At 61.9% G+C, this 22,563-nt stretch carries 23 protein-coding genes; 6 read left to right on the top strand and 17 right to left on the bottom strand.

From position 1 onward, the window contains the following. Positions 1–17: 17 nt before the first annotated feature. Positions 18–875: an ABC transporter permease gene (locus CPI83_RS24690; protein WP_003945491.1), complete on the bottom strand. Its 858-nt coding sequence runs from the start codon at positions 873–875 to the stop codon at positions 18–20. Beyond that, the gene (locus CPI83_RS24685; RefSeq protein ID WP_046377962.1) at positions 875–1,684 is read right to left on the bottom strand and encodes an ABC transporter permease; all 810 of its coding nucleotides are present in this window, start codon (positions 1,682–1,684) and stop codon (positions 875–877) included. Before CPI83_RS24685 ends, CPI83_RS24690 begins: the two co-directional genes overlap by 1 nt. A 531-nt stretch (positions 1,685–2,215) precedes the next feature. On the opposite strand from CPI83_RS24685, the gene CPI83_RS24680 reads away from it, so the two are divergent. Then, entirely contained in the window at positions 2,216–3,490 is a 1,275-nt protein-coding gene (locus CPI83_RS24680) for a TetR/AcrR family transcriptional regulator (protein ID WP_029254504.1), read from the top strand. A gap of 51 nt (positions 3,491–3,541) precedes the next feature. After that, positions 3,542–4,777, top strand: a complete 1,236-nt coding sequence (locus CPI83_RS24675) for a crosslink repair DNA glycosylase YcaQ family protein (protein ID WP_097387851.1) — start codon at positions 3,542–3,544, stop codon at positions 4,775–4,777. A 222-nt stretch (positions 4,778–4,999) separates the two neighbouring features. Here the strand turns inward: CPI83_RS24675 and CPI83_RS24665 are convergent, their stop codons facing one another. Then, complete coding sequence (locus CPI83_RS24665; RefSeq protein ID WP_051295962.1) at positions 5,000–6,109, bottom strand: Rieske 2Fe-2S domain-containing protein; 1,110 nt, start codon at positions 6,107–6,109, stop codon at positions 5,000–5,002. 287 nt (positions 6,110–6,396) lie between these two features. Here CPI83_RS24665 and CPI83_RS24660 point away from each other — a divergent pair, with 287 nt between their 5' ends. Further along, positions 6,397–7,113 carry a helix-turn-helix domain-containing protein gene (locus CPI83_RS24660; RefSeq protein ID WP_003945819.1) on the top strand — a complete coding sequence of 239 codons (717 nt, stop codon included), beginning with the start codon at positions 6,397–6,399 and terminating at the stop codon, positions 7,111–7,113. 77 nt (positions 7,114–7,190) lie between these two features. Here the strand turns inward: CPI83_RS24660 and CPI83_RS24655 are convergent, their stop codons facing one another. The 4 genes from CPI83_RS24655 to echA20 are packed head-to-tail and all read right to left on the bottom strand — an operon-like array spanning position 7,191 to position 10,693. Beyond that, positions 7,191–8,252, bottom strand: coding sequence for a nitronate monooxygenase (locus tag CPI83_RS24655; protein WP_019746967.1), 1,062 nt, complete (start codon positions 8,250–8,252; stop codon positions 7,191–7,193). Beyond that, the gene (locus CPI83_RS24650) at positions 8,249–9,004 is read right to left on the bottom strand and encodes a CoA-transferase (protein ID WP_019746968.1); all 756 of its coding nucleotides are present in this window, start codon (positions 9,002–9,004) and stop codon (positions 8,249–8,251) included. Before CPI83_RS24650 ends, CPI83_RS24655 begins: the two co-directional genes overlap by 4 nt. Next, positions 9,001–9,909 (bottom strand): cholesterol ring-cleaving hydrolase subunit IpdA, encoded by a 909-nt coding sequence (gene ipdA, locus CPI83_RS24645; RefSeq protein WP_097387850.1) that lies wholly within the window; start codon positions 9,907–9,909, stop codon positions 9,001–9,003. Before ipdA ends, CPI83_RS24650 begins: the two co-directional genes overlap by 4 nt. Before the next feature lie 7 nt (positions 9,910–9,916). Next, positions 9,917–10,693 carry a (7aS)-7a-methyl-1,5-dioxo-2,3,5,6,7,7a-hexahydro-1H-indene-carboxyl-CoA hydrolase gene (gene echA20, locus CPI83_RS24640; RefSeq protein ID WP_003945611.1) on the bottom strand — a complete coding sequence of 259 codons (777 nt, stop codon included), beginning with the start codon at positions 10,691–10,693 and terminating at the stop codon, positions 9,917–9,919. A gap of 102 nt (positions 10,694–10,795) precedes the next feature. Between echA20 and CPI83_RS24635 the strand changes: the two genes are divergently transcribed. Then, positions 10,796–11,710: an SDR family oxidoreductase gene (locus CPI83_RS24635; protein ID WP_020906294.1), complete on the top strand. Its 915-nt coding sequence runs from the start codon at positions 10,796–10,798 to the stop codon at positions 11,708–11,710. Positions 11,711–11,777: 67 nt separating this feature from the next. Here the strand turns inward: CPI83_RS24635 and CPI83_RS24630 are convergent, their stop codons facing one another. From CPI83_RS24630 to CPI83_RS24615, 4 genes are all read right to left on the bottom strand, one after another. Then, complete coding sequence (locus CPI83_RS24630; protein WP_097387849.1) at positions 11,778–12,449, bottom strand: GNAT family N-acetyltransferase; 672 nt, start codon at positions 12,447–12,449, stop codon at positions 11,778–11,780. Positions 12,450–12,543: 94 nt separating this feature from the next. Continuing rightward, positions 12,544–12,957 carry a DNA-binding protein gene (locus CPI83_RS24625; RefSeq protein ID WP_097387848.1) on the bottom strand — a complete coding sequence of 138 codons (414 nt, stop codon included), beginning with the start codon at positions 12,955–12,957 and terminating at the stop codon, positions 12,544–12,546. Between the two features lie 57 nt (positions 12,958–13,014). Then, positions 13,015–13,503: a nitroreductase family deazaflavin-dependent oxidoreductase gene (locus CPI83_RS24620; protein ID WP_029254509.1), complete on the bottom strand. Its 489-nt coding sequence runs from the start codon at positions 13,501–13,503 to the stop codon at positions 13,015–13,017. Between the two features lies 1 nt (position 13,504). Beyond that, positions 13,505–14,668, bottom strand: coding sequence for a steroid 3-ketoacyl-CoA thiolase (locus CPI83_RS24615; protein WP_097387847.1), 1,164 nt, complete (start codon positions 14,666–14,668; stop codon positions 13,505–13,507). 174 nt (positions 14,669–14,842) lie between these two features. Here CPI83_RS24615 and CPI83_RS24610 point away from each other — a divergent pair, with 174 nt between their 5' ends. Continuing rightward, the gene (locus CPI83_RS24610; RefSeq protein ID WP_003945573.1) at positions 14,843–16,093 is read left to right on the top strand and encodes a cytochrome P450; all 1,251 of its coding nucleotides are present in this window, start codon (positions 14,843–14,845) and stop codon (positions 16,091–16,093) included. Between the two features lie 192 nt (positions 16,094–16,285). On the opposite strand, the gene CPI83_RS24605 is transcribed toward CPI83_RS24610, so the two are convergent. From CPI83_RS24605 to CPI83_RS24580, 6 genes are all read right to left on the bottom strand, one after another. Continuing rightward, entirely contained in the window at positions 16,286–16,666 is a 381-nt protein-coding gene (locus CPI83_RS24605) for a VOC family protein (protein ID WP_020906296.1), read from the bottom strand. Between the two features lie 173 nt (positions 16,667–16,839). Continuing rightward, positions 16,840–17,250 carry a nuclear transport factor 2 family protein gene (locus CPI83_RS24600; protein ID WP_019746977.1) on the bottom strand — a complete coding sequence of 137 codons (411 nt, stop codon included), beginning with the start codon at positions 17,248–17,250 and terminating at the stop codon, positions 16,840–16,842. 9 nt (positions 17,251–17,259) lie between these two features. Continuing rightward, a complete protein-coding gene (locus CPI83_RS24595; RefSeq protein ID WP_019746978.1) occupies positions 17,260–18,123 on the bottom strand; it encodes a TIGR03619 family F420-dependent LLM class oxidoreductase in 864 nt (287 codons plus the stop codon). A gap of 35 nt (positions 18,124–18,158) precedes the next feature. Next, complete coding sequence (locus CPI83_RS24590) at positions 18,159–19,340, bottom strand: thiolase domain-containing protein (RefSeq protein ID WP_070796351.1); 1,182 nt, start codon at positions 19,338–19,340, stop codon at positions 18,159–18,161. Beyond that, on the bottom strand, positions 19,340–20,410 hold the full coding sequence (locus CPI83_RS24585; protein WP_003945801.1) for a thiolase domain-containing protein: 1,071 nt from the start codon (positions 20,408–20,410) through the stop codon (positions 19,340–19,342). The genes CPI83_RS24590 and CPI83_RS24585 overlap by 1 nt, the downstream gene beginning before the upstream one ends. Positions 20,411–20,420: 10 nt before the next feature. Further along, on the bottom strand, positions 20,421–21,398 hold the full coding sequence (locus tag CPI83_RS24580) for an OB-fold nucleic acid binding domain-containing protein (RefSeq protein WP_021342921.1): 978 nt from the start codon (positions 21,396–21,398) through the stop codon (positions 20,421–20,423). A 73-nt stretch (positions 21,399–21,471) separates the two neighbouring features. Here CPI83_RS24580 and CPI83_RS24575 point away from each other — a divergent pair, with 73 nt between their 5' ends. After that, complete coding sequence (locus CPI83_RS24575; RefSeq protein ID WP_021342922.1) at positions 21,472–22,509, top strand: LLM class F420-dependent oxidoreductase; 1,038 nt, start codon at positions 21,472–21,474, stop codon at positions 22,507–22,509. Positions 22,510–22,563: the final 54 nt, after the last annotated feature.

Genomic DNA, 22,563 nt, shown 5'->3' with positions numbered 1-22,563 from the left:
GTGAGTCTGTCCACGGCTCAGACCCCCATTCCCGGGATCTGGGGCACGAGGCCCCACAGCGCGAAAGTCATCAGTACGTCGAGGATTCCGATCGCGAGGATCGCAGTACGGAGCGCGCGCCCGGCAGCCTGCCCGACGCCGGCCGGACCACCGGAGGCATAGTAGCCGTACGCGCAGTGAACCAGCGCGACAACAGCGGCGAACACCACGGCCTTGAGGCCCGAGTACAGGAGATCCTGCGGCGAGATCGCCAGATGGAAGAAGTAGTCGTAAGTACCTGCCGATGCACCGTTGAAGAACACGACGACCAGTCGGGTCGACAGGTAACTGGCGAGCAGCCCGATCATGTAGATCGGGATGACGCAGATCATGGCAGCGATCACCCGCGTACCCGCGAGGAAGGGGATGGATCTGATCGCCATCGAGTCGAGGGCGTCGATCTCGTCCGAGATGCGCATAGCCCCGATCTGGGCAGTGAAACCCGTTCCGACCTTGGCAGCCAACGCGATAGCGACGACAACAGGGGCAAGCTCACGGGTGTTCGCGACCGCAGACAGCATGCCCGAGAGCGAGGTCATCCCGACGAGTTCGAGGCCCCGGTGAGTCTCGACGCCCAACATCATTGCCGCGGCGAGCGACATCGCGAAGACGATCCCGATGGTGCCGCCGCCGGACAGCAAGGAGTTCGTGCCGAAGCTGACCTCGCTGATCTGACCGAGTACGTGCTTGCGGTACTTGGTGAGCGCAAAAGGGATCGATGCGATGGTGCGGACGTAGAAAGTGACGTGCTGACCGAGGGAGACGAGGCCGTCACCTGCGGTTCGCAGGGGTCTGCTCGCTTGACGGGCTCGAACACGGAGATCGACGAGCGACATCAGAATTCACCGACTGCCGGGACGATTACGGTGTACAACGCGGACAACACTGTGTTCACGATGAAGACGAGCGCGAACGCAATGACGACGGCCTCGTTGACTGCGTCGGCAACGCCGCGGGGGCCGCCTTTTGCATGGAGACCTTTGAAAGTGGCCACCAAAGTCGAAGCGAGGCCGAAGATCGCGGCTTTCACCAAAGCCATGACGAAGTCGGACGATCGACCGTATTGGCTGAACGTTGCCATGAACGTTCCGGCCGGAAGATGCTGCACGTAGATGTGGTACAGATAGCACGCGATCACTCCGCCGAAGGTCACCATCGAGCACAGTGCGAGGGAGACGATCACTGCCGCAACCAATCTCGGAGCTACCAGGCGTTCGATCACATCGATGCCCATCACTTCCATGGCATCGATCTCTTCGCGAATCTTTCGCGAACCAAGATCGGTGCAGATCGCCGACCCGGCAACACCGGCCATCATCAACGCGCACACCAGTGCTGCGGCCTGTCCGACGATGATGAATGCCACGACGGCGCCCGAGTAGCCACCGGCACCGATGCGGCCGGCCAGTTCGCCGACCGACACCGCGATGAAGACACCGATCGGAATCATGAGGAGCAGCGACGGACCAGTGCTGACGCGACCGATGAAGAGCGTCTGAGTGATCGTCTCGTGCAACGAGAGTCGCCTGCGGAGGATTGCCGTGAACAGGCCGAACAGTGCCTGCACCGAGAATCCGATCAGATAGCCCCCCTGCAACGCTACGTCTCGTACCGGGCCTTTCGGGGCTGGTAGCTCGTACGTCATCTAATTGAATTCCTTTGCAGATCAACATGGTTCAGCACGAAAGTCGAACTGTTCGGACGCTGGCGGTCGAGCGAACTGCTTGTGAAGCATCTCACACATATATGTGACGTGGCAAGCATTATGTGAACGAAAATTCTCGGGGGCGTTTTCGGTGTAACTGCGACGGTCAGCGCGTTGACGTGGCAATATGAGTTCTGTCGGGTGGTGTCCTCGGCTTAAGTTCATCGAAATTCCGGAAGCCGTCGTCCGATGTCCCGGTCGGGGAGAGGGGGCCGCTTCGAGCGGTGACCCTACCCCTGGTTTCGACCACAGGGCAAGGCTTTGTTAACGAGGATTCTCTCGAGTTTCAGTGTCGATGATCGGGGCGATGCAGTTGACGGCAACCTGGAGTTAGGGAAGCTAGCAGCGTATATAGAACGTGGCTACAGTGGAAATCTCGAAAGTCTCCGATGGCGGGAACCGATTATGATTATGCTCATTCGCAAAAGGATCGGTTTGGTGTCTGGTGGGGCTGAGAGAGGGGGTGCGCGAGTGAGCCCGAGACAGCAGTCTGTCGATGCGCAGACAGTTGACGAACAGACCTCGCGTGTAATCCTTCGAGCGGCGGGATCGGAGTCGGTCAAGCGACGTCCGAAGGACCGCAAGGCGAAGATCGCCGCTGCGGCTGCAATTGCGTTCAGCGAACGGGGATATCCTGCCGTAGGCGTCGAGGATATCGCGTCGTCCGTCGGTATTTCGGGTTCGGCACTCTATCGGCATTTTCCGAACAAGTATGCGATGTTCCGCCACGCGGCACTGGAATTGACCGACGCGCTCGAGAGTGCACTCGATGCGGTCTCCGTCGCCGCCGATGCAACTGACCGGGAGCGCCTACGCGAGGATTTGCTCGCTGTGATCCGAACGACGGTGCGTAATCGGCGCACAGCCGGGATCTACCGGTGGGAGAGTCGGTTTCTCGACGCTGCCGATCGGAAATCGGTCCGAGCTCAGGCAGCTGCTGTCAATCACCGAGTTGCACTGCATCTTTCACGCTCCGAACCGCCGGCGAGTGCTCGTGCCGAAACCATCCTCACCTCAGCGATGTTCAGCGTGATCGGCAGCATCACCGCTCACAATCTGATACTGCCCCAACGTCGGATGGAGCAAGTTCTTCTCGACGCTTGTCTGTCGATCGAACACGGTGGGAGTGCAATTACATCGCGGCGGTCGGAGCAAACTGTGTCGACGCGACCGGTGACGACGAACAAGCGTGAACGTCTGCTGCAGGAAGCCGTGCGGCTCTTCGATTCTCGCGGTTACCACGACGTCAGTATCGAAGAGATCGCAGCCGCTGCGGGTTTGAACGCTTCCGGGATGTACCGCTACTTTCCGAGCAAAGCGGAACTTCTCGGGGCGGTGTTCTATCGAGCGGCAGACCGTCTGGACCTTGCGACGGCAGCAGTGTTCGAGTCTGCGACGTCGCCGGAGGAAGCGCTGCGCGCACTGTCGGCGATGTACGTGGAGTTGTCGTTTGCACAACATGAATTGATGTCGGTCTATTTTTCCGAGATGAACAACCTTCTGCCGGGACATCGAAGCGATCTGAAGAATCGCCAGAAGCTGTACGTGGTCGAGTGGGCGCGGATACTTCGCGAAATTCGTCCGGACCTTTCGGCGATAGAGGCGAAGTTCCTGGTTCACGCTGCTTTGAACCTGGTCCCCGACATCGGACGCTTGATGAAGTTCGATGTTGCTGCAGAAAACGCCTCCACACTTCAGACGTTCATGTCAGCAGTTCTCTTCGGCCGCCCGGCTCCGCCGCCCTGAACTTCTCGCCGCCCTGAAACTTGTCGGACGGCGTGCGTAGTGTGGTCGGCTATGAGCGAAGTCGTGTCTCTGGCAGCTGCCCGCCGAATAGCGCTCGCCGCTCAAGGGTTCGGCAAATCACACCCGGCAACGGTGACGCGGCGCAATCTGGTCAGCGTGATGGACCGGCTGCAGGTCTTGCAGATCGACTCGGTCAACGTTTTCGAACGCAGTCACTACCTGCCCGTTTATGCGCGACTGGGCGCGTACGACAAGTCCAGGCTTGATCAGCTGACCTTCTCCCCGGAGTCGGGGTACCTCGAATACTGGGGACACGAAGCGACGTTCCTGCCGGTGGACATGTGGCCGCTCTTTCGTTGGCGCATGGACCAGTTTCGTGACAAAGCGTTGAGCGACAAGAACGGATGGGCGTCTGATCGGCGCGACTTCCTCGACTGGTTGCGCAACGAACTGCGTGAAAACGGTCCGATGGCGGCGAGCGAAGTCGAGCATGAAGCGAATACACGCCGCGGCCCGTGGTTGGGGTGGTCGGACGTGAAAGTCGGGCTGGAGACTCTGTTCCGATGGGGCGAAGTGGTATCGGCGGGTCGCGCAGGATTCGAACGTCGATACGGCCTTGCCGAACACATGCTCGCGCCCGAGATCCTCGATGCGAGGATCGATCGATCGGACGCGATCCGTGAGCTGGTGCTGCGTGGTGTGAAGGCCCACGGACTCGGTACGCTCGACGATATCGCCGACTACTTTCGGCTGCCGAGCGCTGAGGCACGAATTGCCTTGCGTGAGCTCGAAGACGCCGGCAATGTACGCAGTGTTTCCGTCGAGGGCTGGGAGCGTCGTGGCAAGCCTCGCGAGGTATGGATTGATCCACAGGCAAAGCGTCCAAGGTCGATCCGAACCGAGGCTCTGTTGTCGCCCTTCGATCCGGTAGTGTGGGCGCGCGATCGAGCGTTGCGGCTCTTCGACTTTCACTACCGGATCGAGATCTATACTCCCGCACACAAGCGGGTTCACGGCTACTATGTGCTCCCCGTGTTGATCGACGACAATATCTGCGCGCGAGTCGATCTCAAGAACGACCGACAGAGCCGTCGGCTACTCGTGCGCGCTGCTTGGGCCGAGCCCACCGCCGATGCCGACACTGCACCGCGTCTGGCTGAGCTCCTTCGTAGAACCGCAATGTGGCAAGGCTGCGACACCGTAGTCGTGGAGAACAATGGAACATTGGCATCAGAGCTGGCCGCTGTGATGGCCGGCGACGAGGTGGATGCGGTGGGCGCGCGCTAGGTCAATCTGGAACGGTGAGTCTCCCGTCGACTGCAGCTCGGTTGATGGAATCTCTTAATGCCGAACAAGTTCCGGTGCGAATTTTCGGCGACGCCTTGTCTTCGCGATACTCCGAACACACGTTGTGCGGATCCGATCGCCATTGAGTCGAGGTATGTTGCCAGCTGTTCTTCTCGACGAGGACATATGTTCCACACCGCTCGCAGTCCACTGGTTCCATGGTCACTGCGCTGCTCCTGCACGGCGTGCGAGGTTGTCTGCAACCTCCTGTTTCCACACCTCGATGGGTTTGCTTGTGTCCATCTCGAATTCGAAGCGATCGATCATCTCGGGCGTGACGTCGGCGACGTCGACGTAGAACTGTTCGTACCACCGCCTCAGTTGGTAGACCGGACCGTCCTCGGTGCAGAGTAGTGGGTTGTCGATGCGGGTCTTGTTCTTCCAGATCTCGATGTCCTGCTCGAATCCGACGCCGATGTAACCGATCATCGCGTCAACGGTTTGGTCCGCTATCCCGGCGGGAAGTTCCTCGGTCTTCTTGACGGTGATGCCGTACATCAGGACAAACTTGTTCGGGCTGACCGGATAGTGGCAGTTGATCAAAACCGAATCCACCTTGAACGTTTCGTACTGGTACACCAGATCGTCGATCATGAACGACGGTCCGTGATAGGCGGCCACCGAGAAGTTCGAGACCAACTTCGGCACGTCGGGATCCGTCCAGGTCACGATGTCGTCGCGGTTGATACCGCTCTGCTCCTGGATGGCGACATGCCCCTCGAAGACGTTCTTGAAGTAAGTGGGAAACGAAAAGTGCACGTAGAAGAAGTGCGCCATGTCCACGACGTTGTCGACGATTTCTCGACAGTTGGTGTCGATGACGATTGACTTCCATACCCAATCGGTCCATTCGTGGTCCGGAGTTTTGATTACCGGTATGGCGACTTCGGCCGGAGGCGGATTGCCTTCGGGGTCATGCCAGACGAAGAGCAGTCCGTCTTGTTCGAGGGTGGTCCAGGCGCGAGTTTTGGCAAGCGGTGGAACGCGGCGTGCATAGGGGATCGCGGTGCATTTGCCGTTGCCGCCCCAACGCCAGTCGTGGAAGGGGCAGGCGACTGAATCGCCCTTGACCGTGCCCTGACTGAGGTCGCCGCCCATGTGACGGCAGTAGGCATCGAGGACCTTCAATTCGCCCTGGCTGTCGGCAAATACGACAAGCTTGGTGCCGAAGGCCTCGATCGGATGTGGGTTCCCGTCGTGGAAATCCGTTGCAAGTCCGAGGCAGTGCCATCCGCGGGCAAAACGTTCGGGCGCAGCGCCCTCGTCGATCATGCGGATCTCGTCGACTTCGCCGAGGTCCGTTGTGGTCGTCACGTCTGTGGTCAAAACGTCGTCCTTTGTTCAGTGATCTGTGTTGGCCACTGTGGTGAGGAGTTGGTCCAGGTTCAACGGGGGTAACCGGTGATCGGTATAGCTGCAGGTGGAGTGGCCAGGCAGGTTTGTCTCCCGCACGGTGGGAAACGCCCTGGCGGTTCGTCCGGTGAAGGCCCAGATTTGCAGTCAGCAGAGCACGCCCAGCGCTGTCCTCTCGACGGGCGGATCACCGAAACGGAGACGCCATGTCGGTCGGACCGATCACAGAAGAGCCCATCCCTATGTCAACCCTCGACAGGTTGGCGATGGTAGTGGATTGCTTTCGTGACACGCCGCGGTTGACGCTGGGCGAGGTGGCCCGTCGAACCGGGATTCCGCGATCGTCCGTGCACAGGATGCTTCTGAAGCTAGTGAGGATGGATTGGCTTCGCAGAGAAGGCCTCGAGTACGAAATCGGCGACAAACTCGGCGATCTTGGGGCAATCTCGTTGTATCGAAACAAGTTCGAGAGGGTGGTGGTGCCGTTGTTGTACAACCTGCACCTCGTCACCAATCAGGCCGTACATCTCGGGGTCCTCGAGGGAAGCAACGTACGATACCTTCAGAAGATCGGCAGCCAGGCGATACCTGACCTCCAGACAGGCGTCGGCTCTCGCATCCCGGCGCGATCCTCGGCAATCGGCAAGGCACTCTTGGCAGCGGGCCGCCGTTCGACGGTCGCGCAACATTCCGCAATAGCCAACCATCGGTACGGCGTCGTATTCGGTACGTGTACTTCGGGTCTCGGCTGCATCGGTGTGAGGGTGGGTGCGCTGGGCGAAGCGGAAGTCGGTCTGTCGATCAGCGGCCCACTCGTTCGAGGCAAGATCGACGATCGACACGTTGCACCGGTACAGATGGCCGCGGTGGCAATCTCCCAGTATTTCGAGGTGCCGGGTGGTCGTCACCAGCAGACCGGTTAGCTCGGCAATGCGCAGAGTGCGCCTCCTCCGACTCCGCGTAAAGCGCAGTGGGGGAGACGCACTCGGATGAATCTGCGTCAGCGAAGAGCCGCAAGCGCGTCGATACGCTTGGCCGCGTCCTCCATGATGTTCTCGATCAGTTCCTTGCAGCTGGGCAGATCGTTGATCATTCCGACAACCTGACCCGAGGCAAGCACGCCGGCTTCCGTATTGCCCTCGACCAGACCGGCTTTTAGCAACATCGGGGTATTCGCCGCCATGATGATTTGCATCAGCGTGCGGTCACCCGAGCGCTTCATTGCGAGGCCGTCCTTGGCGAGCGTCGACCACTTCATACCTGTCATTGCCTTGAACTTGGTGGCGTTCTTGGCAGCAGCGATCAAACCGGTTGCATAGCTGGAACCTTCGAGGCTGTTGACCAGGTCGGTGTTGAGCACACGATGAGGCATGCCGTCGACCTTGCGTGAGACCGTCGTATCCGTCAGTCCTCGCTTGAGGTATTCCTGCTTGACGGAGTCCGGCACCGAAGAGTCACTGGTGAGCAAGAAACGCGTCCCCATGGCGACACCGGCAGCGCCGTACGCCAACGCTGCGGCCAGCCCGCGGCCGTCGAAGAATCCGCCACCGGCGATGACCGGAATATCGACCGCGTCGAGAACCGAGGGGAGAAGCAATGTCGTTGCCACACCGCCGGTGTGACCACCACCTTCGCCGCCCTGGACGATGACGGCGTCCGCGCCCCAAGATGCAACCTTGACCGCATGCTTCGCGGCACCGATCGACGGTACGACGACGATGCCGTGGTCCTTGAGCTTGGCGATCAGTTCCTTCTTGGGAGCCAAGGCAAACGACGCGACCTTGACGCCCTCACGGATCAGCAGGTCCGCGCGCTGCGGCGCGTCGGTGGCGTCGGCACGCATGTTGACACCGAACGGCTTGTCCGTGAGCTGCTTCGTCTTCTTGATCGCGTGCTCGAGCTCGTCGTAGGTCATCGTGGCCGAAGCCAGGATGCCGAGACCGCCCGCGTTGGCCGTCGCCGACGTCAGCGCTGGCCCGGAAACCCAGCCCATGCCCGTCTGCACGATCGGGTACTCGACACCGACCAGTTCGGTCAGTGCTGTCTTCAGAGTAGGGGTCATGCCGAGACCTCACGGTCCCGAAGGTTGCGCGGATCGAGGGTCTCGCGAATGAGGTGGAGCTCTTCGGCGGTGGGGTCACGGGTGATACCGGCCTCGGCGAGTCCGGCTACCTCGAACGAGGTGTTCTCGGCTACCTCTTCGGCGGTGACGCCGGGATGGAGGCTCAGCGCGCGGAAGGTGTTTCCCGGTCCACCGAAGTCGAAGACACCGAGGTTGGTGACAACGCGGGGGATGTTCAGGTACTTGTATGCCGGGTTCTCGGGATCGATCTGGTCGTAGCCGACACCGCACACCACGTCGACCTTGTCGACGAACACTCGCTTGGAGTGCTTGGGGACGAAGTAGCTCGTCGCGTGGTTGATGGTGTTGCCCGGGGCGCCGCGCACACCGAACATCTGACGCGTCGGCTGCTGAAGCGGGCCGAAGGCGGAGAGGTTCTGGTTGCCGTGGCGATCGAGCTGATTGGCGCCCATGACTACGTGGCGACGGCCCGAAGCGACGACGTCGAACACCTTACGGAAAGGCATCCATCCTTCGATGGGACCCTTCGTTCCGACAGCCGGAGTGTCCTCGAGGATGAGGGCTTCACCATCGGTGATCAGCAGGTCGGGTTCGGTGGTGAGCCGAGCCAGGCGAGCGCCGATGGTGGACGACGTCGACATCGGGCTGGCCATGATTTCGCCTGCACCGGAGAAGATTTCAGCGCACGCGAGAACAACGTACTCTGCGCGGGTGACGGTGGATTCGCTCATTTTGCCTGCTCCCCTGCCTTTGATGAATCGGCAAACTTCTTTACTGCGGCTTGGTAGTCCTCTTCGCTGCCGGAGAGGAAGGTGTCGACGAACGTCTGCCACGACTCGGGGGTCTTGGCGGCCTCGGCGTAGTGACGCTGGAACTTCTCGTCGCGGCCGTAGCTTTCGCCGGCCAACGTGAAGTGGGCACCGTTCGGGGCCTCGACGACGGCGTCGACCATCATGCGGTTGAGCAGAAGATTCTGCAGTGGAACGGATTTGACCAGTTCCTCGGTCTCGACGATGCGTTCGACGGAGACGTAACGCTTTTCGGCGGCCATGCAGTACAGGTCGTCGAAGTACGGGTCGACACCGTTGTACGCGGCATTGCCGTGCTTGTCACCGAGATTGAGGTGAACGAACGACGCATCGAGGTTGAGTGCAGGCATCGCGATCAAGGTCTCGGAGCGGCCGTCGGCCTCGGGGTACGGGGAGGTGACGGTCTTGAGTTCGTCGCCCCAGAAGTTGCGAACGTCCGAACCCAGGCCCGCGCGGATCGGGAGGAAGGGGAGGCGAGCGGCAGCGGCTTCGAGGCCGCACTTGACCATTCCCTCGTCCATCTCGCGGACTTCGATCTCACCGGCGGTGCGCGCCTTGGCGAACCACGGATCGTAGAACGGTGCGGAGTCCAGGGACACGAAACCGTAGTACGCCTTCTTGACCTTGCCGGCCGAGCACAGCAGCCCGAGATCCGGTCCGCCGTAAGTGACCACGGTCAGGTCCTTGATGTCCGAACGCAGAATCGCACGCACGAAGGCCATCGGCTTGCGGCGAGATCCCCAGCCGCCCAAGCCGATCGTCATTCCGCTGCGGATCTCGCCGACTACCTCGTCGAGCGACTTCGTCTTGTCACGCTTGCTAGCCATGTTTGTCTCAGCCTTCCTTCTGGGTTGCGTTCTCGCGCGGCTTGCCGGTGGCGACGAATTCGTCGCGGTGTTCGTCGGACACACCGAGGAGGTTGAGTTCGAAGGTGTAGCCCTGCTCGAGGCGGTAGCTGCCCTTGACGTCGACCGGGTCGATGCCGTTGATGGCTTCCTTGGCGCACCGGATGATGCGGGTGTCCTTCGCGGCGATCTTTGCGGCGATCTCGCGAGCGCACTCGTCGAGCTTCTCGCGCGGGACCACGTCGTAGACGCTGCCGAACTGTTTGAGTGTGTGGGCGTCGACGCTCTGTGCGGTGTAGTAGAGCGTGCGCATCATGTGCTGCGGCACCAGTCGTGAGAGGTGTGTGGCAGCGCCGAGTGCGCCGCGGTCGACCTCGGGGAGGGAGAAGATCGCGTCGTCGGAAGCGACGATCACGTCCGCGTTGCCGACCAGTCCGATGCCACCGCCGACACAGAATCCGTTGACGGCCACGACGACGGGTACAGCGCAGTCGTAGACGGCTGCGAAGGCCGCGGCGCAACCGCGGTTGGCGGCGACCAGTGCGTCGAATCCCTCGGTCGCCTGCATCTCCTTGATGTCGACGCCGGCGTTGAATCCGCGTCCCTCGGCTCGCAGGATCACCACGTGAGTGTTGAGATCCTTGCCCGCGTCGAGGATGGCGTCGGCAAGCTCGAACCATCCCTTGGACGGGATTGCATTGACCGGCGCGTAGTCGATGGTGACCGTGGTGATGCCGGTTCCGTCGGAGGAGGTGCTGATGCCCATATCGGGATTCCTTACGTCTGTGTACCAAACCAAGCGATTGCTTGGTAAGTTAGCACACAAGCGGAGCCGACAAGCCCGAGCAGAGTGCATTAGGAGACAAATATGAGTGGATTGGTCGACGGACGCGTAGTCATCATCACCGGGGCTGGTCGCGGGATCGGACGTGCGCATGCCTTGGCGTTTGCTGCCGAGGGCGCCAAGGTCGTCGTCAACGACATCGGTGCGGGTGCCGACGGTTCCGAGACCGGTGAGAGTCCGGCCGAGCAGGTTGTCGCGGAGATCATCGCCGCCGGTGGCCAAGCAGTGGTCAACGGAGACGACGTCGCCGACTGGGCGGGCGCCGAGAATCTGATCAAGACCGCGATCGACACCTTCGGTGGCCTGGACGTACTCGTGAACAACGCGGGCTTCCTGCGGGACCGCATGCTGGTCGGCATGAGCGAAGGCGAGTGGGACGCGGTGATTCGCGTGCACCTCAAGGGGCACTTCGCGCCGCTGCGTCACGCTGCTGCCTACTGGCGCGCTGAGGCCAAGGCAGGCAAGACCGTCGACGCACGCATCATCAACACCAGTTCGGGTGCAGGACTGCAAGGTTCGATCGGCCAGGGTAACTACGCTGCGGCGAAGGCCGGTATCGCCGAGATGACCATCCAGGCCGCAGCCGAGCTCAAGAATTACGGCGTCAGTGTCAACGCGATCGCGCCTGCTGCGCGCACGCGCATGACCGTCGGCGCGGGTGGGGCGATGGCCGAGTCGATGGCAGCTCCCGAAGAGGGCTTCGATGCCATGGCGCCCGAGAACATCTCGCCGCTGGTCGTCTGGCTCGGTAGCGCCGAGTCCAAGGACGTCACGGGGCGGGTGTTCGAGGTCGAGGGCGGAAAGATCACCGTCGCGGAGGGCTGGCGTCACGGCCCGAGCGAGGACAAGGGTGACCGTTGGGACCCGAAGGAGATCGGGCCCGTCGTGGCAACGCTGTTGGAGAAGGCGGAGATTCCGACGCCGGTGTACGGAGCGTAGGGCCTCCGGCCCCGTGAGTGGTTAAGGAGTGCAGGGACTCCTTAACCACTCACAGGTGGTGTGCCGGCTACGCAGGCGCCCGAACCACCAACACGGTGCCGGGGAACTCTGCGGCGAGCTCGCGCCGCGAATGCTTCACGCAGGCTGTGCCGTAGCCCTTCTTGCGAGATTCCGGCGCGATCCAGATCGCCACGTTGACCTCTTGGCCGTCGAGTTCGCCGAATACCAGGCCGACGCTCTTCGAGCCGTCACCGGAGACGTCCTCGGCGACGAACCAGGCAGCGGTCTCGTCGTCGATCCGGCCGAGGCCACCGACGCGCTCAGCTTCGATCCGATCCTCGCCCCACGGCTTGCCGTCTTCGCCGAGCTGCTCGCCCGAACGAATCGTGAACAGCGACTTGTCTTCTGCGCTGTCGCTGAACGGACGCAAGGTGAAGTTCTGCCCGCTGCTCGCGGGACGATCGAGCGTCGTCCATTCGAGAGTGGCGTCGAGATTCTCCAGCTCGCCCTGGATGCGATCGCGCGCAGCCTTGGTGAGTGCACTGAACTTGAGGCTCAGAACTGCTTCGGCATTTGCTTCCGACGTGCCGAGGAGTTCCGCGACGGTGGTCAGTGCCTCCTGGTGGTCCTTGCTGTCGACCACTGCGTCCAGCACCTCGTGGCGACGCTCCAGCGCACGCACGAGGGCTGAGGTGATCTCGCGTCGGTCCAGGATTTGATCTTGAATATGCGTCGTCATATATGCGACTCCTTGCTGTGTTCGAGGCTCTGTCGAAACGCCGTGCGGACCGTACGAGTCAATAGTGCTCCAACTCGCTCGTTATGGCACGTGTTCAGCCTCCGGTGCGGCGAACGAGCCGTTCGTAGCGCTGGCGGGCAGCTTGAGTGCTGCCGAGCCCGAGTCCGAAGGCAATATCTTGCCAGGTCATGCCCTGTTCGCGGGCAATTCCGAGGAACAGTGCTTCCAGCTGTTCCATTTCGGCTCGGGCCTTGGGAATCAGAGTCAACGCAGCCATGACATCGGCGTCGTCGACCTCGGGTTCGTTCGGCTGCGGTGTGTCGGTGCCGCCGGCAAGACGAGCCACGACGCGCACCGCGCCGTAGGGCTCGAGCATCTCCGGATGAGATTGCCGCGCGCGCTGGCTTTGGGTCGCGCCGTGGCGCTCGCTGATCCGAAAGAGTCCGGCGTACTCGCGATGTGCGCGTTCGCGGCCGGAATCGATCGGTCTGAACTGGTCATCGGTCATGAACCCAGGCTGGCACGAACCCGGGCTGATGTAAACGTTTTGTTGTAAACAGTCCGTTTATTTCTTCAGCGGCTCGCACACGATGACGGGAATGATCCGGTCGGTCCAGGCCTGATAGTTGTCGAAATCCGGATACATCGCCGTCAACATCGGCCACAGCCGAGCGCGCTCGTCCTCGGTGGAGACACGGGCTTTCATCGATCGGATCCGAGACTTGATCTGCACCGTCACCACCGGGTCCGCCTTGATGTTGAGGTACCACATCGGGTTCTTCGGAAGACCACCTTGCGACGCCACCAGAATCACGTTCTCGCCGTCCTCGAGGAACAGCAACGGACTGATCCGCTCCTCGCCGGATTTGCGACCGGTGGTGGTGAGCAGGCAGATCGGCAGCCCGCGTGGGAACGCGCTGCCGACCCGCCACTTGCTACCCAGCCGCCCGTCGGTGGCGCGATACATGGCGACGTTTGCCTTCGACATCCACTTGATGATCTTGACCGTCGCCGGAGCGTCGAGTCCCTTGGGTTTAGCTGGGGGAGTAGTCATCTCAGATACGCTCGATGATGGTTCCGGTGGCCAGCGCGCCGCCGGCGCACATCGTGATCAGAGCCGTCGAGCCGTTGCGACGCTCGAGTTCGTGCAGTGCGGTGGTGATCAGTCGAGAGCCCGTGCTGCCGACCGGATGGCCGAGAGCGAGCGCGCCGCCGTTGACATTGACGTTGTCGAAGTCGGGTTCGTGAACCTGAGCCCAGGACAGTGCGACGGATGCGAATGCTTCGTTGATCTCGAACAGATCGAGGTCGCCGATCTTCATTCCGCTCTTCTCCAGGACACGGCTGGTTGCCTGCACCGGTCCGTCGAGGTGGAATTCCGGTTCCGAGCCGACCAGGGCCTGGGCGATGATGCGGGCTCGCGGCTTCAACCCGAGTGCGCGAGCCTTGTCCTCGTCCATGAGCAGGACTGCGGCCGCGCCGTCGGAGATCTGGGAAGACGTTCCGGCCGTGTGAATCCCGCCTTCGAGGACGGGCTTCAGTCGGGCTAGGGACTCGGCCGTCGTATCGCGCAGGCCCTGATCGCGATTGACGAGCTTGGTCTCGCCCGTGAGGTTTCCTTCCTTGTCGACCTGGGGCGCCGAAAGTTCGAGAACCTCGCGGTCGAAACGCCCTTCCTCCCAGGCCTGCTTGGCCAGCGCCTGCGAGCGGACGCCGAGGGCTTCGATGTCGTCACGGGACAGTCCGCGACGACGAGCGATGCGTTCTGCAGCTTCGAACTGGTTGGGCATGTCGATGTCCCACGTCGCCGGCCGACGCGGTCCGGCCTGATCGCCGACGTTGGCGCCGAGGGGAACCTGGCTCATGGCTTCGATGCCGCAGGCGATGCCGGCGTCGATGGCGCCGGTGGCAATCAGTCCGGCGATCAGATGGTTCGCCTGCTGGGCCGAACCACACTGGCAGTCCACGGTGGTTGCCCCGGTCTGCCACGGAAGTCCGGCGTGCAGCCAGGCCGTGCGCGTGATGTTGTTGGACTGAGCGCCGGCCTGGGTGACGCAGCCGCCGATCACCTGCTCGATCAGCAACGGGTCGATTCCCGACCGGTCGAGAACGCCCTTTTGTGCCGCTCCGAGGATCTCGGCGGCGTGCAGACCGGCGAGCCAACCTCCGCGCTTGCCGATCGGTGTACGGACAGCCTCGACGATTACTGGTGTGCCCACAGCGGGCTCCTTTCCTTGTAATGAAAAAGTAGAACAGGTTCTCTGCGGGAAGCAAGACCTGTCGACGTTTCCTTTCCTAGTAAGCAGGCTTGTGTTTCAATGAGAGTAGAACGTGTTACACATCACGGATCCCCATCACCCCTGTGATGAAAAGGCTTAGGGCAGGAGACATCAGTGGCACAGCCCGCATTCCCCGAGGGAATCGACTTCACGGACCCCGACATCTACGCGGAACGCATGCCGTTCGAGGAGTTCGCCGAACTCCGGAAGACGGCCCCCGTGTGGTGGAATCCGCAGCCCCCGGAAATCGGTGGATTCCAGGACGAGGGCTTCTGGGTGGTCACCCGTCATGAAGAGGTCAAGGAAGTCTCGCAGCGAAGCGACATCTTCTCGACCCACGAGAACACTGCGATTCCTCGCTTCGCCGACGACATCCCGCGCGAGAACGTCGAGATGCAGCGATTCATCCTCATCAACAAGGACGCTCCGGAGCACACCAAGCTTCGCAAGCTGGTTTCGCGTGGATTCACCCCGCGAGCCATCAACAGCCTGCGCGAAGAACTGACCGAGCGCGCCGAAAAGATCGTCAAGACTGCGGCTGCCGGTGGTGCCGGAGACTTCGTGGTTCAGGTCGCGTCCGAACTTCCGCTGCAGGCAATCGCCGAGCTTCTCGGTGTGCCGCAGGAAGATCGAATGAAGCTCTTCGACTGGTCCAACCAGATGACGTCCTACGACGATCCTGAGTTCGACATCGACCCGCAGGCAGCGTCGATGGAGATTCTGGGATACGCGTACCAGATGGCGGATCAGCGCAAGAAGTGTCCCGCCGATGACATCGTCACCAAGCTCATCGAAGCTGACATCGACGGAAATGAGCTCTCCCCAGAGGAATTCGGCTTCTTCGTGATTCTGCTTGCGGTCGCGGGTAACGAGACCACTCGCAATGCCATCACACACGGCATGGTTGCCTTCCTCGACAATCCCGACCAGTGGGAGCTGTACAAGAAGGAACGCCCGAAGACTGCGGCCGACGAGATCGTTCGTTGGGCCACCCCGGTGACCTCTTTCCAGCGGACCGCGCTCGAAGACACCGAACTCGGGGGGCAGAAGATCAAGAAGGGCGATCGCGTCGTGATGATGTACGCGTCGGCCAACTTCGACGAAGACGTCTTCGAGAACCCCACGAAGTTCGACATCATGCGTGACCCCAATCCGCACCTCGGATTCGGCGGCACGGGTGCGCACTTCTGCATCGGCGCCAACTTGGCTCGTCTCGAAATCGATCTGATCTTCAACGCGATCGCCGATCACCTACCCGACATCACCAGGCTCGGCGATCCCCGTCGCCTGCGCTCGGGCTGGCTCAACGGCATCAAAGAGTTTCAGGTTGATTACAAGACATCGGGCTGCCCGGTCAAACACTGATCCGGACATATACTGACCTGGTAACCGGCGAGTAGGTTCTGTGTAGGTTTTCGGGAGTTGCCTCTGCACTCTCGAACACGCAGAACTACAGTAGACGTTCCGGGGGGCCACTAGTTGGCAACCTGGAACTGCGGCGGCGTCTGCGGGATCCCTCATCTCCCGTAGGCGCCGCCGTTTGTAGTTCAATCTGATTCAGCCGCCGTATGGCTTGGTGATCGCTTCCAGGAAATGCCCCGACGGGTCGAGGAAGTAGACCCCACGCCCACCGTCGTTGGTGTTGAAGCCGGTACTCGACTGGCGCGGATCGGCCCAGTGATCAAGTTTCAACGCCTGTATCCGCTGGTAGATGCCGTCGAAGTCATCTTCGGAGACGAGGAAAGCGTAGTGCTGAGACGCAACCTCGGCGCCCTCTTCCACCTGTGCGAAGTCCAGTGTCACGCCGTGCTCGAGTTCGACGCCGAGAAAGTAGCCGGCTTCGACCGGGCCTGGCAGACCGAACATGTGAGTGAAGAACCACGCAGACTCTTGGCGGTCTTTTGCGGCGATGATGGTGTGGTTGAACGAAATGGTCATGAGTGACCCCTTGCAGTACGACGCCTCCATGCCTGACGCAGTCCGTCATCGACACGCGACGTTGGGAACCAGGAAACCATTTCGAGGTTCTCGGTGCAAGTACGACAGGCTGATTCGAATACGACGAGAGCGGCCCCGGTCGATGACCGGGGCCGCTCTCGTACTGTGGGTTCTCAGGCTTTGCGTGCCGTCTTCATCGCACGGTCCACTTCCCAGAATGCTCGAAGCGACGCGATCTTGCCTGCGTCGTTCACGCGATAGACGAACACGCCCTCGGCGTCGATGATCGAGCCGCCGATGGTGGTCCGGATCTTGCCGATGTTGACGTTCTCGTTGCCGCACACCAGTGAATCGTCGATCAGAAACTCGAGCTTGTCCGCGGTCGCAATCGTCATGTCGTAGAACTTGGAGATCGCTTCGCGTCCGTGATGGCCTTTGCCTTCGGGATCGAATCCCGACGGCCCGACCGGATCCTCCACCCAACCGTCCTCGGCGAAGAGGTCCAGCCAGGCTTCCTTGTTCTTGCCACTCGCTGCGGCGCGCGAAGCGTTACCCGCGACGCGGGCGGGGTGTTCGTCAGTCATCGCGACTCCTCAGTTGATGTACTGCTCGGCGAACTTGCGCATCGAATCCTGCTTTGCCTCCAGCGGGGCATCGAAGCCGATTCCGTCGAAAACCCAAGGTACGGTGATGATGTCCGTGACGCCGGCATCTTCGAGTTCTGCGTAACCGTCCTTGCCGAAACGGTCGATGCACACCGTCTGGATTTCGAACGGCTCGTTCTCACGGCCGTACTCGGCGCGTAGTTCGCGTAGTCGTGCGATCACACCCACCAGGTCGTCGAACTTGATCATCGCCGAGGTCCAACCGTCGCCGACTCGCGCAGCACGCTTGAGCGCCACCTCGGTGTGGCCGCCGACGTAGAACGGAACCGGCTTGGTGGGAGCCGGACTCATCTGCAGGCGATCGAAATCGAAGAACTCGCCGTGATACTCGACCATCCCGCCGCCGAGAATTAGTTTGAGAACGTCGATCATCTCGTCCACTCGGGCGCCGCGCCGCTTGTACGGAGCGCCGCACCACTCGAACTCTTCAGGAGCCCAACCGATTCCGACACCGAAGCCGAAACGGTTGTTCGTCAATGCCGCTACCGATCCGACCTGCCGCGCGAGCAGGACCGGATTGCGGCTACCCAGCTTGAGCACCTGGGTGTAGAACTCGATCTTCTCGGTCACCGCGCCCATTGCAGCTGCGGCGATCAGCGGATCGACCCAGGGGGTCTCGGCATTCCACATCCGAGACCCGTCCGGGGTGTACGGGTAATCCGCCGCCTGCGTTTCCATGAAGAACAGTGAATCGGGGAGAGCGATCGACGAAAAGCCGCATTCTTCGGCCGTTTTGGCGATACCGGCTAACTGGTCCAAGGGGTTCATGGCAACCCCGACGGTGTACTTCATCTTCGGTCTCTTCCTGATCGGCGTGTGTGCTGCTGTTACGTGGTGGGACGTTCGGAGCCGACGACCCACATCGAGAAGTACTGCGAGCCACCGCCGTAGGCATGGCCGAGAGCCTTGCGCGCGTCGGCCACCTGGTGATCGCCGGCGCGGTGCATGACCTGCATCGCCGACTCGGCAAAACGGATCATGCCCGAGGCGCCGATCGGGTTGGAAGAGAGAACACCGCCCGAGGCATTGACCGGGAGCTTGCCGCCGATCGTGGTTTCGCCGGCCTCGGTCAGCTTCCAGCCCTGGCCTTCCTCCGCGAAACCGAGGTTCTCGAGCCACATCGGCTCGAACCACGAGAACGGGACATAGATTTCGGCGCAGTCGATTTCGTTGAGCGGATCGGTGATTCCCGCGGACTTCCACAGCGCGGCCGCGGCGTCACGGCCGGCCTGCGGATTGACCTGATCGCGTCCGGCATAGAAGGTCGGCTCGGTGCGCATGGCGGTTGCGTGGATCCACGCGACCGAACGACCCTCGGCCTCGACCTGTGCGGCCGCTTCCTCGTTGCCGATCACCAGAGCGCACGCGCCGTCCGAGGACGGGCAGGTCTCGTCGTAGCGGATCGGATCCCAAAGCATCTGAGATGCCTGCACCGATTCGAAGGTGATGTCCGGCTGCCGCAGGTGCGCATACGGATTGAGGCTGCCGTTGAGCCGATCTTTCACCGCGACGAGGTAGCCGATGTGCTCCGGTGCGCCCGATCGACGAATGTACGAACGGACGTGCGGGGCGAAGTATCCACCGGCGCCGGCGCCGACAGGCATGTTGAACGGTACCGGTGTGGACAGCGCCCACATGGCGTTCGACTCGGACTGCTTCTCCCAGGAAACCGTCAGAACCCGCTTGTGGACACCGGATTTGACCAGGCTGGAGGCGACGATAGCCGTCGAACCACCCACCGAGCCGGCAGTGTGAACACGCAGCAACGGCTTTCCGTTGGCGCCAAGGGCATCCGACATGGCGAGTTCGGGCATCATCGAACCCTCGAACAGGTCGGGGGCCTTTCCGATGACGACGGCGTCGATGTCGTCCCAGCCGACGTTGGCGTCGAGCATCGCGGCGTCGATGGCTTCACGAACCAAGCCCGCCATCGAGACATCATGACGCTTTGCGACGTAGTGAGTTTGGCCGGTGCCGAGCACGGCCGCGAGTTGAGGCGTTCCGGCCATCAGTTCCGTCCCTCCAAGACTGCTACCAGGTTCTGCTGCAGCACAGGGCCGCTTGTTGCATGGGCCAGAGCGCGATTCGCCTGGCCGTCGAAGATTGCCTTGGCGGCGTGGCCGATTCGTTCCAGACCACCGGCGAACAGTGGGTTGCCGCTGAGCGGACCGCCGGACGGATTGATCGTGGTGGCGTCGGTCAGGCCGATCGCTTCCTTCAAGATCAATTCCTGGTGAGTGAACGGCGCGTGCAGTTCGGCGACGTCGATGTTGCCGACCTCGCCGCCCGTTGCCGCCTTGGCTGCCGACGTTGTGGACGGCGAGGTGGTCAGGTCACGTGCACCCAGGTTGGGGGAGTCGATGCGATGCTCGAGTCCGGTGATCCACGCCGGCCGCTCGCAGAGATCGCGGGCGCGATTGCCCGAGGCCAGCACGATTGCTGCCGCACCATCGGTGATGGGCGCACAATCGTGTGCGCGCAACGGATCTGCGAGGAACGGGCTGGCGAGTAGTGCCTCGATGTCGACCTCGCCTGCGAGCTGAGCCTTCGGATTACTCAGCGCGTGACGACGGCTGCGAGCGGCAACCTCCGCCATGTCCTCTTGCGTCCACTTACCCGCGTCGAGTCCGAGTCGGGCTTGAAGTCCGGCGATCGAGACGGAGTCCGGCCACAGCGGAGTGACGAGGTACGGATCGAGCTGCATGGACAGGATCTTGCGCAGGTGCCCGGCGGAGGATTTGCCGAAGCCGTACACCAGCGCGGTCTCGACCTCGCCGGTCAAGATCTTGATCCACGCTTCGTAGAAGGCCCACGCAGCATCCATCTCGACGTGAGATTCGTTGATCGGCGGGACCGCTCCGATGGAGTCGATGGCCGAGATGAAGGAGAACGCTCGTCCGGCCAGGTAATCGGAAGATCCGGAGCACCAGAAGCCGATGTCGGACTTGGTGATTCCCAGATCGCTGTAGAGCTGCTGGAAGCACGGGACGAGCATCTCGACGCCGTTGGTGGTGCCGTTGGTTTCGCGGACGTGGGGTGCCTGAGCAAAGCCCACGACTGCGATGTCTGCAGAAGTCATTTCAGGAGCCTCACAGGTGGTGTTGGAAGGTGGAGTACTCGGCGTCGGGTTCACCTGTCGGCCGGAAGTATTCGATGTTCTCGAGGGTGTAACCCCACTCTTCGCGAGGCTTCCACTTGGCTTCGACGCGCATGCCCATGCGTACGTCCGCGGCATCACATTCGAGGATCAAGTGCAGGAACGGAATGTCGGCTCCGTCGAGAAGCACGTAGGCGGCCACGTAGGGCGGTTTGATTCGCTGCCCGAGGAACGGGACGTTGACGATGCAGAAGGTGGTGACAATTCCCTTGTCGGGCAGTTCGATCTGCTCGCTCGTCGGCTTCCCGTTGGTGGGATTCGCGCCGCGCGGTGGGATGTAGATCTTGTCTTCGGGTCCGCTGCGACCACCGATCAGTTTGCCTTCTGCGAGACCACGGAGGTAGAAACTCTCCTCGGCCGAAGCGGAATGCATGAAGTGCAGGTCGACAGGCGTCGTGATCATGGTGACAGGATCGGCGGTGGAATCGACTGTCGCGATTCCATTTTCGCTCTCACCTGGTTCGAAGCACTCGATGTCCTTGATCTGCCCGATCCTCTCCGACGCCCAGCGAGCACGAACCCGCAGGCCGGTGCTTATGTCGTCGGGGGAGTCGACGTCGACCGCGTGGAGCATGGACGTGTCCGCGCCGTCGAGCTTGATCAGGGCCCACGCGAAAGGCTTCGTCAGGGGTTGACCCTCGATGGGTTCGGGCATCCACGTCCAACTCACGACCGTTCCGCCGTCGGAGACTCCGACGAAGTCGGTCAGTGGTTCGGCCGTATCCGGATCGAATTCCGGTGGCGGCACGAAGACACGACCGTTCGACCCACGTGCGCCGATCACCTTGCGATCACGCAGGGCAGTCACGAACGCGCCGATGGTCGGTCCCGTCGATCTGGTGTAGTCGAAATGGAGATTCAATGGTGCGCTCAGGGGCTTGTCGGCCACCCCGCTCTTTCCGATGGTCACAAGATCGAGTAGAACAGGTTCTAGAGATTGTGGCAAGAGTCACTTCTGATCACCGGCAATGTGGAGGCCTGCGATGAAGCTTGGGTTGCAACTCGGATACTGGGGCGCACAGCCGCCGGCAAACGCCCCGGAACTGATCGAGGCCGCGGAAGGCGCGGGATTCGACGCGGTCTTCGCGGCGGAGTCGTGGGGCTCGGACGCATTCACCCCGCTTGCCTGGTGGGGATCTCGGACCGAGAACGTCCGTCTCGGCACCTCCGTCGTACAGATTTCGGCGCGAACACCGACCAGCTGTGCCATGCACGCGCTCACTCTCGATCACCTCAACGGTGGGCGAACGATCCTCGGGCTCGGCGTATCCGGACCGCAGGTCGTCGAAGGTTGGTACGGCCAGCCATTCGAGAAGCCGCTCGCGCGCACCCGCGAATACGTCTCGATCGTGCGCCAGGTCCTCGCCCGTGAAGCGCCCGTCACCAGCCCCGGCCCCCACTACCCTCTGCCGTATGCGGGGCCGGGCAGTTCGGGACTTGGCAAGCCGCTCAAGCCCATTACGCACCCGCTGCGTGCGGACATCCCGATCTGGCTCGGCGCCGAAGGGCCGAAGAACGTCGCGCTCGCCGGTGAAATCGCCGACGGGTGGCTGGCGATCTACTACACCCCACGCCTGGCCCCGATGTACAACAAGTGGCTCGACGAAGGCTTCGCTCGCGCCGGGGCCCGTCGTAGTCGCGAAGACTTCGAGGTGGCCGCCACGTGCCAGGTCATCGTGACCGACGATCGCGCCGGCGCCATCGCCGCGCTCAAGCCGATGACCGCCCTCTACGTCGGCGGAATGGGCGCCCCGGAGTTGAACTTTCACGCGCAGGTCTACAAGCGGATGGGCTACGAGAAGGAGGTCGACGAGATCGGTCGCCTCTTCATGTCGGGCCGCAAGGACGAAGCTGCTGCCGTCGTCCCCGACGAGATGGTCACCGAGACGATGATCATCGGCAACGTCGACGAGGTGCGCGCGGACGTGAAGCGTTGGGAGGAAGCCGGAGTCACGATGCTGCTGGTGACCTGCCGCGACGCCGACCATGTGCGAGAGCTCGCGGCCGCGGTGGGTGGTTGAGCGGGGCACCCCCCCTTTTTTCGAGCGGGACCCCCACTTTTTGTGAGCGAACGG

The sequence above is a fragment of the Rhodococcus sp. H-CA8f genome, assembly GCF_002501585.1.
Lineage (GTDB): Bacteria > Actinomycetota > Actinomycetes > Mycobacteriales > Mycobacteriaceae > Rhodococcus_F > Rhodococcus_F erythropolis.
The sequence above is the reverse complement of the archived record's forward strand: the minus strand, read 5'-3'. Positions and strand labels throughout refer to the sequence as shown.